This window comes from Streptomyces krungchingensis, assembly GCF_054729265.1.
Genome location: NZ_JBPUKY010000001.1, coordinates 2,431,497 through 2,447,443, shown reverse-complemented (window position 1 = coordinate 2,447,443; position 15,947 = coordinate 2,431,497). Strand labels below are relative to the sequence as shown.

13 protein-coding genes are annotated in these 15,947 nt (G+C 73.2%); 9 read left to right on the top strand and 4 right to left on the bottom strand.

What is annotated here, in order from left to right; genetic code table 11:
• The first annotated feature begins 16 nt into the window (after positions 1–16).
• The 5 genes from ACSYGO_RS10930 (at position 17) to ACSYGO_RS10910 (ending at position 6,650) form a co-directional block, all read left to right on the top strand.
• Positions 17–2,728 carry a sensor histidine kinase gene (locus ACSYGO_RS10930; RefSeq protein ID WP_460386585.1) on the top strand — a complete coding sequence of 904 codons (2,712 nt, stop codon included), beginning with the start codon at positions 17–19 and terminating at the stop codon, positions 2,726–2,728.
• Positions 2,718–3,188 carry a roadblock/LC7 domain-containing protein gene (locus ACSYGO_RS10925; RefSeq protein WP_426681709.1) on the top strand — a complete coding sequence of 157 codons (471 nt, stop codon included), beginning with the start codon at positions 2,718–2,720 and terminating at the stop codon, positions 3,186–3,188. The genes ACSYGO_RS10930 and ACSYGO_RS10925 overlap by 11 nt, the downstream gene beginning before the upstream one ends.
• 7 nt (positions 3,189–3,195) lie before the next feature.
• A complete protein-coding gene (locus ACSYGO_RS10920) occupies positions 3,196–3,576 on the top strand; it encodes a DUF742 domain-containing protein (protein ID WP_257004623.1) in 381 nt (126 codons plus the stop codon).
• A gap of 510 nt (positions 3,577–4,086) precedes the next feature.
• On the top strand, positions 4,087–4,875 hold the full coding sequence (locus ACSYGO_RS10915; RefSeq protein WP_359497779.1) for a carbon-nitrogen hydrolase family protein: 789 nt from the start codon (positions 4,087–4,089) through the stop codon (positions 4,873–4,875).
• A gap of 77 nt (positions 4,876–4,952) precedes the next feature.
• Positions 4,953–6,650 carry a flavin monoamine oxidase family protein gene (locus ACSYGO_RS10910; protein WP_426681710.1) on the top strand — a complete coding sequence of 566 codons (1,698 nt, stop codon included), beginning with the start codon at positions 4,953–4,955 and terminating at the stop codon, positions 6,648–6,650.
• 127 nt (positions 6,651–6,777) lie between these two features.
• Here ACSYGO_RS10910 and ACSYGO_RS10905 read toward each other — a convergent pair whose 3' ends face one another.
• Together ACSYGO_RS10905 and ACSYGO_RS10900 are read right to left on the bottom strand one after the other, a co-directional pair.
• Positions 6,778–7,707, bottom strand: a complete 930-nt coding sequence (locus ACSYGO_RS10905; protein WP_426681711.1) for an LLM class F420-dependent oxidoreductase — start codon at positions 7,705–7,707, stop codon at positions 6,778–6,780.
• Between the two features lie 90 nt (positions 7,708–7,797).
• A complete protein-coding gene (locus tag ACSYGO_RS10900) occupies positions 7,798–8,481 on the bottom strand; it encodes a DUF5995 family protein (RefSeq protein WP_426681712.1) in 684 nt (227 codons plus the stop codon).
• 172 nt (positions 8,482–8,653) lie between these two features.
• On the opposite strand from ACSYGO_RS10900, the gene ACSYGO_RS10895 reads away from it, so the two are divergent.
• Positions 8,654–9,763: a glycoside hydrolase family 6 protein gene (locus ACSYGO_RS10895; RefSeq protein ID WP_460389700.1), complete on the top strand. Its 1,110-nt coding sequence runs from the start codon at positions 8,654–8,656 to the stop codon at positions 9,761–9,763.
• On the opposite strand, the gene ACSYGO_RS10890 is transcribed toward ACSYGO_RS10895, so the two are convergent.
• On the bottom strand, positions 9,745–11,166 hold the full coding sequence (locus ACSYGO_RS10890) for a uracil-xanthine permease family protein (protein ID WP_426681713.1): 1,422 nt from the start codon (positions 11,164–11,166) through the stop codon (positions 9,745–9,747). The two genes, ACSYGO_RS10895 and ACSYGO_RS10890, sit on opposite strands and share 19 nt — an antisense overlap.
• A gap of 121 nt (positions 11,167–11,287) precedes the next feature.
• On the opposite strand from ACSYGO_RS10890, the gene ACSYGO_RS10885 reads away from it, so the two are divergent.
• On the top strand, positions 11,288–12,553 hold the full coding sequence (locus tag ACSYGO_RS10885; protein WP_460386584.1) for an alginate lyase family protein: 1,266 nt from the start codon (positions 11,288–11,290) through the stop codon (positions 12,551–12,553).
• Positions 12,554–12,650: 97 nt separating this feature from the next.
• Entirely contained in the window at positions 12,651–13,109 is a 459-nt protein-coding gene (locus ACSYGO_RS10880) for an acyl-CoA thioesterase (protein WP_460386583.1), read from the top strand.
• Here the strand turns inward: ACSYGO_RS10880 and ACSYGO_RS10875 are convergent.
• The gene (locus tag ACSYGO_RS10875; protein ID WP_426681716.1) at positions 13,069–14,280 is read right to left on the bottom strand and encodes an MFS transporter; all 1,212 of its coding nucleotides are present in this window, start codon (positions 14,278–14,280) and stop codon (positions 13,069–13,071) included. The genes ACSYGO_RS10880 and ACSYGO_RS10875 overlap by 41 nt on opposite strands.
• Before the next feature lie 200 nt (positions 14,281–14,480).
• Between ACSYGO_RS10875 and ACSYGO_RS10870 the strand changes: the two genes are divergently transcribed.
• On the top strand, positions 14,481–15,689 hold the full coding sequence (locus ACSYGO_RS10870) for an ROK family transcriptional regulator (protein WP_426681717.1): 1,209 nt from the start codon (positions 14,481–14,483) through the stop codon (positions 15,687–15,689).
• Positions 15,690–15,947: the final 258 nt, after the last annotated feature.

Sequence of the window (15,947 nt, the reverse complement as noted above, 5' to 3'; positions counted from 1 at the left end):
CCGTCCTGGGGAGTCCATGCGCTGGCCCTTCGGCCGTCCCTCCACGGTCCGTACCCGCATCGTGGCGCTCGCGCTCGCCCCGGTCGTCGCCCTCATGGCGCTGTGGAGCTTCGCCATGGTCTCCGTGACCGGCGAACTCCGCGCGCTGGTACGGGTCCAGGGGGTGTACGAGTCCTTCGGCACCCCCGTCGACACGGCGATCGGGCAGATCCAGATCGAACGCCGGTTCGCCGCCGCGTACCTGGGCGCGGAGCCCCGCACGGCCGCGGCCCTGGACCTGATGGAGCAGCAGCGCCGGACCGACCGTGCCGTGACGGCCATGCGCGAGGCGATCCGGGGCGGCGACCGGGGCACGCTCTCCGACCGGCAGCGCCAAGTCCTCGACGCCATGCTCGACTCCGTGGACGGCCTCGACGGGCTGCGGCAGCGCGTGCTGTCCCGCGACATCTCCTGGGACCGCGCCGTCACCGAGTACAGCGCCCTCGTGGAACCGGGCTTCGACGTCCAGTCGGCGCTCACCGCGCTCCAGGCCGGACAGCTCGCGCGCGAGGCCCAGGTCGTGATCGAGCTGGTGCGGGTACGGGAGTTCGTGTCGCGGGAGGACGCCCTCGTCGCCGGCGCGCGGGCCGCCGGATCGCTCACCGACCGGCAGTACGACACGCTCACCGCGACCATCGAGGACCGCCGCGTCTTCGAGCGGACCTATGTGCCCGACCTCCCCGCCGACTCGCGCGCACTCTTCGAGGGGTTCCAGCGGGCGGACGTGCACCGGGAGCTGACCCGGGGCGAGGACTTCCTGCTGCGGGCCGGCGCGCAGCGTGCCGGGGAGGCCGTCGCGGCCGGTTCCTGGCGCACCACGACCGACCGTGCCGTCAAGCGCTACATGCAGTTGTGCACCCGGGCGGCGGTCAACTCCGCCGAGCGCGGGCGGGCGTTCGCCTACCGGGAGCTGGCCAAGGCCGCGATCGTCGGCGCGCTCGGCCTCGCCGCGGTGGGGCTGTCCCTGTGGTTCGCCGTGCGCGGCGCCCGCCGCATCTCGCGCCGCCTGGAAGCGCTGCGGGACGCCGCCGACCGCCTGACCACGCGCCAACTCCCCGACGTCATGCGGCGATTGAGCGCGGGCGAGGAGGTGGACGCCGCCGCCGAGGCACCGCCCCTGGCCGACGGTGAGGCGGGAGCCGACGAGATCGGCCAGGTGGGCCGGTCCTTCAACACGGCGCGCCTCGCCGCCGTGGAGGCCGCCGTCCGGCAGGCCACCCTGCGCCGCGGACTGTTCGCCGTGCTCCTCAACATCGCGCGCCGCAACCAGGCGCTCGTCCACCGGCAGCTCAAACTCGTCGACACGCTGGAGCGGCGCACCGACGACCCGGACGTGCTCGACGACCTGTTCCGGATCGACCACCTCACCACGCGCATGCGCCGCCACGCGGAGAGCCTGATCATCCTCTCCGGCGCCGCACCGGGCCGCCGATGGCGGGCGCCCGTGCCCGTGGCCGACGTGGTGTCCTCCGCGGTGAGCGAGATCGAGGAGTACGCGCGCGTGGTGGTCCCGCCGATGCCGGACACGGGCATCGCCGCGGACGCCGTCGCCGACGTGGTCCACCTCGTCGCCGAACTCGTCGAGAACGCCACGGTGTTCTCGCCGCCGCACACCCAGGTCACCCTGCGCACGAGCCGGGCCGGCGGCGGCTTCGTCCTGGAGATCGACGACCGGGGCCTCGGCCTCGACCCCGAGCAGATGGAGGAGGCCCACCGCACCCTCACCACGCCGGACGACTTCGACCCGACCCGGCACGACCGGCTCGGGCTGTACGTGGTGGGGCGGCTCGCCGCACGGCACGGCATCGAGGTCACGCTGTGCCGCTCGCCCTACGGCGGCACCACGGCGGTCGTCCTGCTGCCCCGGACGGTCCTCGCCTCCGTGGAGCCCGAAGGACCGGCGCCGGACCGACCCGAGCTCGCACGACGGGAGCCCGCACGGCCGGCGACGGCACCCGATCACCGGGTGACCGAGCGCCCTGCGGCCGGTTCCGGCCGGTCGGCCGGGACGACGGAACCGGACCGCCGGCCACTGCCCTCCCGGACCCGGACGGCGGTCCTGCCCCAGCAACGGACAGGGGGACCGGGCGAGGCGACGGACACGGCGCCGACGGCCGGGCAGGACACGGTCCGCGAGCGGGAGCTGTGGCAGGACGGCGCCCGGGAGCCGGAGGCCGGCCGGGACGGAGCCCGCGAGGAAGCCCCACGGGACGGTGCCCGGGAGCGGGAGCCCGGCTGGGATGGAGCCCGCGAAGAACCCCCGCGGGACGGAGCCCGGGAGCGGGAGCCCGGCCGGGACGGAGTACCCGAGCAGGAGCGGTGGCGTGGCACGGGTCGGGGGCCCGAGGGGCTGCGGGACGCCGGTCGGGAGCCCGTGCGGTTGCGGGACGCCGGACGTGAGCCGGACCGGTGGCAGGAGACCGGGCACGGAACGGAAGCCGGTGCGGCCGCGGGCGCTCCCGCCCTGCCGACCCGCGTACGCCAGGCCTCCCTCGCCGCCGGGCTGCGCACCGACGAGCCGGCCGCCGAGGAGGCTCCGGAACGCGAGGTCACGCCCGAGGAGATGCGCGCGGTCTTCGGCGCCTTCCAGCGTGGCCTCGACCGGGGCCGCAGGGGCCTGCCCACGGACCCCGGATCCGCGCCGCGAACCGACACCGAGGAAGGGACGGACGCCGACGATGCGCAGTGACCAGACCACCGAAGGCCCCGCCGAGGTCTCCGGACCTCCGGGCACGGCCGCCGAGCCGCCCGGAGCGGACCTCGGCTGGCTGCTCGACGACCTCGTGGCCAGGACCGACCACGTCCGTCAGGCCGTGCTGCTGACCGCCGACGGTCTCCCGCTGAGCCGCTCGGACGGCATGCGGCGCGCGGACATCGAGCACCTCGCCGCCGTCTGCGCCGGCTTCCACAGCCTCGCCCGCTCGGCCGGGGAGCGCTTCGCCGCGGGGGAGGTGCGCCAGACCATGGTGATGCTCGACGACGCGTACCTCTTCATCACCCCGGCCGGGGACGGCAGCCGGCTGGCCGTACTGAGCGACGTGCAGACCGATGTGGGACAGCTCGCCCACGAGATGGCGCTGCTCGTCCGCCGCGTCGGCCGGCACATGGCCGCCGCCGTACGGTCGGCCGCCGAACCGGCGGGTCCCTGAGCCCGCCGTGTCCGACGACCACTGGTACGAGGACGAGACCGGGTCGATGGTGCGGCCGTACACGATGACGCGGGGGCGGACCCGGCCCTCGGACCGGCACGCGATCGATCTGATGTCGCGGGTCACCGCCCTGGACACGGACGCGGGGCTCCCGGGTGTGGACCATGCCCGGGCCGCCCTGCTGGAGCTCGTGCGCCGCGGCCCCCGGCCCGTGGTCGAGCTCGCCGCGGACGCCGACCTGCCGCTGACCGTCGTGCGCGTCCTGCTCGACGACCTGGCCGAGGCCGGTCTGGTACGTGTCGACGGCCCGCCGCGGCACGCCCCGGGCGGACCGGTGGCCGACCCGGAACTGCTGCGCGAGATCGTCGAGCGCCTGCGCGAACTCTGAGGACCCGAGGTGTGCCGTGCCGTGGCGGGTGGGCCCGGTCTCCGGTGCCGACGTGTGCCGTGCCGTGGCGGGCGGGTCTCATCTGCGGTGCCGACGTGGTCCGAGCGCCGGCGCGAGGGGCATCGGGGTATCGGGGCGACGGCGAGCCCAGGCGTCGGTGCCGGTCCCAGCCCGGCCTCCCGGGACGGTGTGTGCCCGGTTGCCGGGGCCGGTGCGGACCGCGCCGCCGGAGCCGGCCGGCGGCAGCCGGCGGGCCGGACATGAGCGTCAGGCCCGGAGTGCGGGCGGCCAGGGCGCGGCTTCGGTGTCGCCGGCGGGCAATACGCCTGTGACCTGCGCCTCAAGGGCAACAGAGCCCCTTCCGAGGGCGCGCAACGAATCACCGCCGAAGGCCATGGGCACGCAACGATTCGTCCAGTGGCGCGCAACGGGTCCTTCTTGTCCGGCCGAGCCCGCCGACCGTACCGTCTATCTGGCCCCCAAACCCCTCCGTACCGGTGAGGAACACGCATGCGCACAGCCCTGCTCCAGAGCTCCGGCCGCCCCGGCTCGGTCGTCGAGAACCTCAAGGTGCTCGACGAGGCCGCGGGCCGTGCCGCCGAAGCGGGCGCCGGGCTGCTGGCCACGCCGGAGATGTTCCTCACCGGGTACGCGATCGGCGACGACATCGCCCGCCTCGCCGAGCCCGCGGACGGCGACTCCGCCGACGCGATCGCCGAGATCGCCACCCGGCACGGCGTGGCCGTCGCCTACGGCTACCCGGAGCGCGACGGCGAGCGGGTCTTCAACTCCGCGCAGCTGATCTCCGCCGACGGCACCCGCCTCGCGAACTACCGCAAGACGCATCTCTTCGGCTGCTTCGAGCGCGACCACTTCACGCCCGGCGAGCAGCCCGTCGTACAGGCCGAGCTCGGCGGACTGCGCGTCGGTCTGATGATCTGCTACGACGTCGAGTTCCCGGAGAACGTGCGCGCGCACGCGCTGGCCGGCACCGACCTGCTGGTCGTCCCGACCGCGCAGATGCATCCGTTCCAGTTCGTCGCCGAGTCCGTCGTCCCGGTGCGGGCCTTCGAGAACCAGATGTACGTCGCGTACGTCAACCGCACCGGTCCCGAGGGCGAGTTCGAGTTCGTCGGGCTCTCCACGCTGGCCGGGCCCGACGGGATCGCCCGCACCCGGGCCGGCCGTGGAGAGGAACTGGTCCTTGCCGACGCCGACCCCGTCCTGCTCGCGGACTCGCGCGAGACGAACCCGTACCTGAAGGACCGCCGCCCCGGCCTCTACGGGTCCTTGATCTGACGCCCCGCCGTCCCGGCGCCCTGCACCCGCCCCACCGGCCCGCCCCGCACGCTTTTCCCGCAAGGAGTCCGTACCCCATGACGTCCACGGTGCCCAACGCCGTCCAGCACGCCGACGTGCAGCAGCCGCCGATCACCATGTTCGGCCCGGACTTCCCCTACGCGTACGACGACTTCCTCGCGCACCCCGCGGGGCTCGGCCAGATACCCGCGACCGAGCACGGCACCGAGGTCGCGATCATCGGCGGTGGTCTCTCCGGCATCGTGGCCGCCTACGAGCTGATGAAGATGGGTCTCAAGCCCGTCGTGTACGAGGCCGACCAGATCGGCGGTCGGCTGCGCACCGTGGGCTTCGACGGCTGCGACCCGTCGCTGAGCGCGGAGATGGGCGCGATGCGCTTCCCGCCCTCCTCCACCGCGCTCCAGCACTACATCGACCTGGTGGGCCTCGAGACCCGGCCGTTCCCCAATCCGCTGGCCGAGTCGACGCCTTCCACGGTCGTCGACCTCAAGGGCGAGTCCCACTACGCCGAGACGATCGACGACCTGCCGCAGGTCTACCGCGACGTCGCCGAGGCCTGGAACAAGTGCCTCGAAGAGGGCGCCGACTTCTCCGACATGAACCAGGCCATGCGCGAGCGCGACGTGCCGCGCATCCGCGAGATCTGGGCGAAGCTCGTCGAGAAGCTCGACAACCAGACCTTCTACGGCTTCCTCTGCGACTCCGAGTCCTTCAAGTCCTTCCGGCACCGGGAGATCTTCGGCCAGGTCGGCTTCGGCACCGGCGGCTGGGACACCGACTTCCCGAACTCCATCCTGGAGATCCTGCGCGTCGTCTACACCGAGGCCGACGACCACCACCGCGGCATCGTCGGCGGCTCGCAGCAGCTGCCGCTGCGCCTGTGGGAGCGCGAGCCGGAGAAGATCGTCCACTGGGCGTACGGCACCTCGCTGGCGAGCCTGCACGAGAACGGCGAGCCGCGCCCGGCCGTGACCCGGCTGCACCGCACCGCGGGCAACGGCATCACCGTGACCGACGCGGACGGCGACATCCGCACCTTCAAGGCCGCCGTGTTCACCGCGCAGTCCTGGATGCTGCTCTCCAAGATCGCCTGCGACGACTCGCTCTTCCCGATCGACCACTGGACGGCCATCGAGCGCACCCACTACATGGAGTCCTCGAAGCTGTTCGTGCCCGTCGACCGGCCGTTCTGGCTGGACAAGGACGAGCAGACCGGCCGGGACGTCATGTCGATGACGCTCACCGACCGAATGACGCGCGGCACCTACCTCCTGGATGACGGCCCGGACAAGCCGGCCACCATCTGCCTCTCCTACACCTGGTGCGACGACAGCCTGAAGTGGCTGCCGCTGTCCGCGAACGAGCGGATGGAGGTCATGCTCAAGTCGCTCGGCGAGATCTACCCGAAGGTCGACATCAGGAAGCACATCATCGGCAACCCGGTGACCGTCTCCTGGGAGAACGAGCCCTACTTCATGGGCGCGTTCAAGGCCAACCTGCCCGGCCACTACCGCTACCAGCGGCGTCTGTTCACGCACTTCATGCAGGACGGGCTGCCCGAGGACAAGCGGGGCATCTTCCTGGCCGGAGACGACATCTCCTGGACGGCCGGCTGGGCCGAGGGCGCCGTGCAGACCGCGCTGAACGCGGTGTGGGGCGTCATGCACCAGCTGGGCGGCGAGACCGACGCGACCAACCCGGGTCCCGGCGACGTCTACGACGAGATCGCGCCGGTGGAACTGCCCGAGGACTGAGAAACGTCCGGCGCGGGCGAGCGGCCTGATCCCGCCCGCCCGTGCCGGAGTCAAGCCCCGCCCCCCATGCCGGAGTCACACTCCGTCCGCCCGTGCCGGCGCCGGACTCCGCCCTCCCGCGGCGACGTCAGATTCCGGCCGCCCGGGCCGCGGTGTACACCTCGGCGGCCACGTCCTTGAGCTCCTCGGCGTCCCGTACCGAGCTCTGGAGGTCGAGGAAGACCTCGTCGAAGCCGAGCTCCGCGTGCGCCGCCAGATCCTCCACGATCTGGTCGACGCTGCCCTGGAAGGGGTGGCGGTGCTCGCCCTCGTACGCCTTCGCCGAGTACCGGGCATTGGTGCGCAGCACCGTCTCGATCGGCCTGGTCCGACCGCGCTCGGCCGCCAGGTCCTGCAACTGACGCCACTGTTCGGTCAGTTGTCCGACGCCGAGGCCCACGGGCATCCAGCCGTCCGCCACGTCGACGAGGCGGCGCCGGGCCTTGGGCGAGCCCGCGGCCAGCAGGACCGGGATGGGACGGGCCGGCTTGGGCCCGACCGCGGCCGACGCGATCTTGGTGACCTTGCCGTCGTAGACCACCGGGTCCGGGCCCCACACGGCGCGGCACACGGCGATGAGCTCGTCGAGGGCCTGGCCGCGCTCGGCGAAGGGCCGTACGGACGCCGCCGCGTACTCGTCGTGCGACCAGCCCGTGCCGAGGCCCGCGACGACACGTCCACCGCTCGCCGCGTCGAGCGTGGCGAAAGACTTGGCGAGCTGGAACGGCACGTGCAGCGGGGCGATCAGCACACTGGTGCCGAGCCGGGCGCGCTCGGTGGCGGCGGCCGCCAGGGTCAGTGTGACGAGCGGTTCGGCGACCCCGCGGTACGACTCGGGCCAGGGCAGCCCCTCGATGCCGTACAGCCCCTGGGTCGGGGGATCGGGGAACAGGGCCCGCTCGAAGACCCACAGGCTGTCGTACCCGATCCGCTCGGCCGTGCGAGCGACGTCGGGCACGTCCCGCCCGAGGTCGTACTGCTTCATCTGGGGGAGACCGAGGCCGAGCCGAGTCGCCATACCTTTGCTCCTTCGCATCCGGGTGTGCCCGTCGATCAACGTACAGCGATCTCCGGGGAGTTCCGGCGATCCGGGCGCGGCGTGGCCGGATCAGTCGGGCAGCGGCGTGAGCAGCATCCGGCCGGCGAACCCGACCGCCGTGTCCAGGCGCTCGGCGAACTCATCCGCCAGGTCGGCCAGTTCGCGCAGCGCCCAGAGGGCCCGTGCCGCTGCCCAGGTGGCGTCGCGCGCCCGCTCCAGGCTCCACGAGCCGAGCAGATGGGTGAGCGGATCGGCGATCTGGAGGAGGTCGGGGCCCGGCATCAGATCTTCGCGGACGCGTTCCTCCAACGAGACGAGGAGGTCGCCCACGCGGTCGAACTCGTCCTCCAGATCGGCCGGTTCGCAGCCGAGCGTACGACAGGTGTCCACCACGGCGAGCGCCAGATCGTGCCCGATGTGCGCGTTGATGCCCGCGAGCGCGAACTGCAGCGGACGTACGCCCGGATGGCGGCGGAACTGGAGCAGGGGCCGCCAGCAGGCGGGCGCGCGCCCCTCCTCGGCCACCGTCAGATAGCGCTCCGCGAACCGTACGTCCAGCGCTGTCGTGGCCCGCCGGTCCGGGAAGTCACCGGCCTCCAGGCGCCGGCCGACCTCCTCGGTGACGGCGAGGTAGACGCGGTTGAAGACGGCGACACCGTCCCGCCCGGGCAGCCTCGCGTCGAGGGCGCGCATGCGGGAGACGACGGTGTCCACCGTGCCGACGGGATCGCTGAACTGTGCCGACTGCGCCATGGGGGCAGCGTCCCAGTCCTAGGCTGGCCGCAGTGCCGCCGGGCCGGACGCTTCCCCAGAACGGGGGAACCGTCCGTGGCGGGAGTGGGGGGAGCAGTACGTGTCAGGCTTGCGTGCCCAGCGGCTGGCCGCGCGGAGGGCCGAGCGCGGGCGCACCGCCCGGCGCGGTGCGATGGTGGCGGCGGCCTCGGTCGTGGTCGCGGTGGGCAGTGCGACGGGAGTCCTGTCCGCGCTCGACGGTCATCAGCCCTCCGACGAGGCGGGGCCGGCGGTGACGAGCTCACCTCGCCTGCTGCCCCTGCCCGCCGTGCCGACGCCGACGACCGCCTCGGCCTCGCCCTCCCCTTCGGCGTCCGCGTCCCCGAAGCCGCGCCCCGATCCCTCTCCGACGAGGAAGCGGACGAAGACCGTCGCGGCCACGCCCCTGCTCTACCGGCATCCCGACTCGCAGGTCCTCGACTGGGTCCGGGCCCACCCCGGCGACTCCCGGCGGGCGGTCATCGAGTCCCGGATCGCCGACCGCCCGGCGGCGGTGTGGTTCGCGGACTTCACCCCGTCGACCATCACCGCGCGGGTCAGGGCCGTGACGTCGGCCGCCGCCGCGCAGGGCCGGGTCCCGGTCGTCGTGCCGTACGCCGTCCCGCAGCGCGACTGCGGCGGCGCCTCGGACGGCGGGGCGCCGGACCTGGCGGCCTACGACGGCTGGATCGACAGGTTCGCGGCGGGGCTGGGCTCCGGCGAGGTCGTCGTGATCCTGGAGCCCGACGCGATCGCTCAGTCCGACTGCCTCTCGGAGGGCGAGCAGGCCGACCGGTTCGCCTCGCTGGCCCGCGCGGGGCGTGTCCTCAAGGCCGCGAATCCCAAGGCCCGGGTCTACTACGACGCGGGACACTCCGACTGGAACCCGGCCGCCGAGCAGGCCTCGTTGCTCGATCAGGCCGGGGCCGCCTCGCCCCGCTCCTCCGACGGCATCTTCACGAACGTGTCCAACTTCCACCGAACGGCCGACGAGATCGGGTACGCCAGGCAGGTGCTCTCCGCCCTCGGCGGTCCCGCGAGCCTGGGCGCGGTCGTCGACACCAGCAGGAACGGCAACGGCGCGCCGCCCGACGGCGAGTGGTGCGATCCGGCGGGCCGGAAGATCGGACAGGCGCCGACCCTGAACACGCACGAGTCCAGGATCGACGCCTATCTGTGGGTGAAGCTGCCGGGCGAGTCCGACGGCTGCAAGGGCTCGCCCGGCAGCTTCTCGGCGGAGTACGCCTATGAGCTGGCGCGCTGATCCCTGCCCGACGCGCTCGACTCCGGCTCGCCGTCCGCGTCGTACGAGGAGGTGCCCTCGTCCAGCAGCGGTTCCTGCGTCTTGAGGTGCGCCGGTGCCATCGCGCGCAGCGCGTGATAGCCGGTGATGACGACGAGGGTGCCCAGCGCGATGCCGTTCAGCGAGAAGTTGTCCGTGAACTTCAGCGTGACGCCGCCGACGCCGATGATGATGCCCGCGGCGGCCGGCACCAGGTTCAGCGGGTTGCGCAGGTCGACCCGGGCGTTGAGCCAGATCTGCGCGCCGAGCAGGCCGATCATGCCGTACAGGATGACGGTGATGCCGCCGAGGACACCGCCCGGGATCGCCGCGACGACCGCGCCGAACTTGGGGCAGAGGCCGAAGAGGAGGGCGAAGCCGGCGGCGGCCCAGTACGCGGCCGTGGAGTAGACACGGGTCGCGGCCATCACGCCGATGTTCTCGGAGTAGGTGGTGTTGGGCGGGCCGCCGACCGCGGTGGAGAGCATCGAGGCGACGCCGTCCGCGGAGATCGCGGTGCCCAGCTTGTCGTCCAGGGTCTCCCCGGTCATCTCGCCGACCGCCTTCACATGGCCCGCGTTCTCGGCGACCAGCGCGATCACCACCGGCAGCGCGACGAGGATCGCGGACCACTGGAAGGACGGGCCGTGGAAGGACGGCAGTCCGACCCAGTCGGCCTTGCCGACGGCGGAGAGGTCCAGCCGCCAGTGGTCCGTGAGCTTTCCGCTCGCGTCCACCGAGTGGATCTTGCCGAAGATCCGGTCGAAGGCCCAGGAGATTCCGTATCCGAAGAGCAGCCCCAGGAAGATCGCGATCCGTGACCAGAAGCCGCGCAGGCACACCACGGCCAGGCCGGTGAACAGCATGACCAGCAGCGCCGTCCACTGGTCCTGCGGCCAGTACGTGGAGGCGGTGACCGGAGCGAGGTTGAAGCCGATCAGCATGACGACCGCGCCGGTCACGATCGGCGGCATCGCCGCGTGGATGATCCGTGCCCCGAACCGCCGCACGGCGAGGCCCACCAGGAACAGCGCGACACCGACGACGAACACGGCGCCGGTCACCGTCGCACTGGTGCCGCCCTGGGCGCGGATCACGGCAGCGACGCCGACGAAGGACAGGGAGCAGCCCAGGTAGCTGGGCACATGGCCGCGTGTCGCGAGCAGGAAGATGGCCGTCGCGACGCCGGACATCATGATCGCGAGGTTGGGGTCGAGGCCCATGAGGACGGGCGCGACGAACGACGCCCCGAACATGGCCACCACATGCTGTGCCCCCAGCCCGATCGTGCGGGGCCAGGAGAGGCGTTCATCGGGGCGGACGACTGCTCCGGGTTCGGGCCTGCGCCCGTCGCCGTGCAGTTTCCAGCGCACGCCGAGGTCCATGGTGTGGCTTCGCTTTCTCTGTACGTGAATCTGTCCGGACCATTGTCAGGGGTAACCAGCCGCCCTACGCTCGCACGGTCTTACTCATGAACCTCGTTCACATGTCTGATCGGAGTGGTCAATGAGTGCAAGATCCCGACTGGGCGTGGTCGTGGCCGCCGTGATCGCCCTGGCGGCCACCGTCGTCCCCTCGGCCACGGCCCACGCGGGGCCCAGGGTTCCCCGGACGGCGGTCCTCGACGGCGCCGCACTCCAGCGGACGAAGATCCGTCTGGACCATGGAGATCCACAACTCGCCCGCACCCTGAAGGACTTGACGGCCCGCGCCGACAACTGGCTGGGCCAGGGCCCCTGGACGGTCGTCGACAAGCCGAAGCCCGCCCCCGGCGGTGACGTCCACGACTACCTCAGCCAGGCGCCCTACTGGTGGCCGTCCCAGCCCAGGACCGCCGAGAACCCCTGGGGATGCCCCTACGTCCAGCGCGACGGCCAGCGCAATCCCGAGGTCGACACCGGCACCGACCGGCAGGACGTCGAGAAGGTCTTCGACTCGACGTACGACCTGGCTCTCGCCTGGTACTACACCGGCGACAAGCGGTACTCCGAGAAGGCCGGGCAGGTTCTGCGCACCTGGTTCCTCGCCCCGGACAGCCGGATGAACCCGAACCTGGACCACGGGCAGTTCATCCCCTGCAAGTACGACGGCCGGGCCATCGGCATCATCGACTTCTCGCAGTCCTACACCAGCGTCCTGGACGCCATCGCCATCCTGGACACGGGCGCTCCCGGCTGGTCCGAGGGGGACCGCGGCGCGATGCGCGCCTGGAACACCGCGTTCCGTGACTGGCTGGCCGACAGCGCCTTCGGCAAGGAGGAGGGCGCCGCCCAGAACAACCACGGCACCTTCTACGACATGCAGCTCGCCGCCCTGGCCTACGCGACCGGCGACCGTGATCTCGCCCGGCGGACCGTCCTCGACGCCCGTGCCCGGCGCATCGACCCGCAGATCGCCGGCGACGGCAGTCAGCCCCAGGAGCTGGCGCGCACCCGCAGCTGGCACTACTCGACCTTCGACCTGGTCGCCTACACCCGGCTCGCCGCCATCGGCCGGCACGTCGGGGTGAACCTGTGGTCGTACCGGGGGCCGGACGGCCAGAGTCTGTTCAAGGCGGTCGACTACCTGCTGCCCGCCGCCACCGGTGCCGAGCCCTGGGAGCACCCCGAGCTCGAGTTCCACCGCTTCGCGGCGAGCGACGTCGTGCACGCGGCCGCCGACGCGGGGGACCGGGCCGCCCGGGCCGCGCTGCCCAGGCTGGAGGCGCCTCCCGGCGGTGACCTGTGGGCGCTGCGGCCCGCCGCCGAGCAGCTCGACTCCATCGCGGGCTGAGCCCGCCCGGCCGGGGCTTCTGAGCGTTTGCTTAGGATGAGAGGGTGCCGTTTTCGGCCATGTCCCGTTCGTCCCGTACGTCTCAGGAGCCCCGCCCGTGACCGCCGAAGCCCCCGTCGCCCCCGCCCTGCCGTACGGGCGGCTGTTGCCCGTCACCGTCCACTTCGACGACCTGGACGCCCTCGGACTGCTCCACAACGCCCGCTACCCGGTCATGGTGGAGCGCGCCTGGACCGCGCTGTGGAGCGAACTCGGCTTCGGCTTCGAGGGCGACTGGGAGGCGGCGGGCGACTTCTGCAACGCCGTGCGGGAGCTGCGCGTCAGCTACGAGGCCCCGGTCAGCAAGCCCGGCGCCTACGCCGTGCACATCTGGCTGGAACGGCTCGGCAACACCGGGCTCACCTACGGCTTCCGCTTCTGCTCGGCCGACGGCGCGGTGACGTACGCGCACGGCACCCGTGTCCTGGTCCGGCTCGACGCCGGGACGCTGCGTCCGACCTCGTGGAGCGACCGGTTCAGGGCCTTGGGTCAGGAACTGCTGCGCCCGCAGGGGTGACCGTCGGGCGGTCCCGGTCGCCCGCGCGCAGCACGCCCGCCAGCACGGCCAGGCCGCAGGCCAGTACCGTCACCAGCCCGAACGACACCACCAGGCTCGTCGCCTGGGCCAGTGTGCCGATCGCGCTCGGCGCGACCAGGCCCGAGGTGTACGTGATGGTGGCGACGCCCGCGATGGCCTGGCTCGGATTCGGGCCGCTGCGCCCGGCCGCCGCGAAGCAGAGCGGCACCACGACCGCGATGCCGAGGCCGAGCAGCCCGAAGCCGCCCATCGCCACGGCCGGATGGCCGGCCACGACGACCAGCAGTCCGCCGAGCACGGCCAGGACCCCGCCCGCCCGTACCGTGCGGACGGCGCCGAAGCGGTTCACCACCGTGTCGCCCAGGAGCCGGGCCACCGCCATCGTGAGCATGAAGCCGGTCGTGGACGCGGCCGCGAGACCGGCCGAGGTGCCCAGCTGGTCCCTCAGGTAGACCGCCGACCAGTCGAGGCTCGCGCCCTCCGCGAACACCGCGCAGAACCCGACCGCCCCGATGAGCAGCGCCGACCTGGGCGGCAGCGTGAAGCGCGGCGGCGGCTCCTCGTCCTCGGTCGGCTTGAGGTCCAGCACCCACTGGCACGCGGCCAGGCCGAGGGCGGTCAGTACCGCGGCGGCCAGCGCGTGGTGCAGGCGCGCGTCCGAACCGAGGTGCGCGGCCAGAGTGCCGCCCGCCGAGCCGATCAGCGCGCCCGCGCTCCACCACCCGTGCAGGCCCGACATGATCGACTTGTGGAGCCGGTTCTCGACCTCCACGCCGAGCGCGTTCATCGCGACGTCCGCCATGCCCGCCGTGGCGCCGTATATGAAGAGCGCGAGGCACAGGGTGTACAGGTTCGGTGCGAGGGAGGGCAGGATCAGCGCCAGCGTCCACAGTGAGATCAGACCGCGCAGCGCGTTGCGGGCGCCGAAGGTGTGGCTGATCCGGCCCGCCAGCGGCATCGCGACCGACGCGCCGATCGCCGGGAAGGCGAGCGCGAGGCCGAGCTGCCCCGCGCCGAGCGAGGCGTGGTCCTGGATCCAGGGGACACGGGTCGCGAAGGAGCCGGTGACCGCCCCGTGCACCGCGAACACGGCGGCCACGGCGTACCGGGCGCGCTTCAAGTCGCTCATGTCGTAGACCACTTCACCCATCGTGCCGCTGCCCCTCCCGGACGTCCTCCCCATACTGCTGCCGTAAACTATCAGGAACCCTGCCTGATAAATAGTCGACGATTCGGACGCCGGTACCGGAGGACAGGACCGGGCGCCGGACGCCGGGGCCCGCACCCCGGCCGTCCGGGCCGTGTGCCCTGCCGACCCGGGAGGATTCCGTGATCTGGGAGGATCCCGGCATGCCCGCATCCCCGAGCACCGCCCGAGCCATCAACGACCGGCTCGCCCTGCGGCTCCTCCAGCAGGAAGGCCCCTTGACGGCAGGGCAGTTGAAACAGCTCACCGGACTGTCCCGGCCCACCGTCGCCGACCTCGTGGAACGGCTCACCGCCGCCGGGCTCGTCTCCGTGGTCGGGGAGTCCGGGGAGCAACGGCGCGGACCGAACGCCCGGGTGTACGGGATCGTCGCCGACCGCGCCCAGCTGGCCGCCCTCGACGTCCGCACCGAGAGCGTCTCCGTCGTCGTCAGTGATCTGCTCGGCGCCGAGCTCGCGCGGGCGTCCCTGCCGATCGCCGACGACACGGGCACCGGACCCGCCGTCGAACAGGCGGTCACCCTGGTCGAACGCACCGCCAAGGAGGCCGGGGCCGAGCGTCTGCACACGGTGGGGATCGGCGCGCCCGGCCTGATCGACCCCGCCAGCGGTGAGTTGCGTGACTCCTCGGGTCTGCCCGCGTGGCACCGCCGCCTGGTCGCCGCCCTCCAGGAACGCCTGCCCGCCCGTGTCCTCGTCGAGAACGAGACCAACCTCGCCGCCCTCGCGGAACAGCGCGACGGCGCCGCGCGCGACCGCGACACCTTTGTGCTGCTGTGGCTGGGCCACGGCACGGGCGCGGCCGTCGTCCTGGACGGCGCCCTGCGCCGTGGCGCCTCCGGCGGCACCGGGGAGATCGGCTTCCTGCCCGTGCCCGGCACCCGCACGCTCCCCTCGGCGACGGACTGCGAGGGCGGCTTCCACTCGCTGGCGGGCGCGGCGGCCGTCGCGGCACTCGCCGCGGAGCACGGCCTCGCGGCGGAGTCCGCCGCGCACGAACCGCACGCCGCGGCGCTGGTGCGCGCGGCCGTGGCGGCTCCGGGCGACCTCGGCGCCGCCCGCTTCCTCGACACTCTCGCCGACCGGCTCGCCATCGGCGCCGCGTCCGTGATCGCCGTGCTCGACCCCGGGTGCGTGGTGCTCGGCGGCGAGGTCGGGCAGGCGGGCGGCGACGCCCTCGCGACGCGGGTGGAGGAGCGGCTGCGGCGGATGTCGCCGCTGCCCACCGAGGTGCGCGCGAGCACGCTCGGCGGGGGTGCGGTGCTGCGCGGAGCGCTGCTCACCGCACGCGACGGCGCGCAGGACGAGCTCTTCGCGGCGCCGGGGAGCGCCGGAGGGCGCGACCTCCTTTAGCCCGCGCCCCGCACCCCGCGCCCCGCGCCCCGCGCCCCGCGCCCCGCGCCCCGCGCCCCGGACCCGGACCCGGACCCGGACCCGGACCCGGGCGCGGGCGCGGGTCGCGGGCGCTCGAAGGGCGGCTGCCCGCGCCTGGGAGGGCAAGGTGCCCGCACGCTCCCGCACGCCGGTCGGGCATGGCTCCCGCTCGCTCCCCGGCGCCGGGGGCACACAGTCCCGTATGCCGGGAGGGCGCTCCTCGTCCACGTTCGCAGA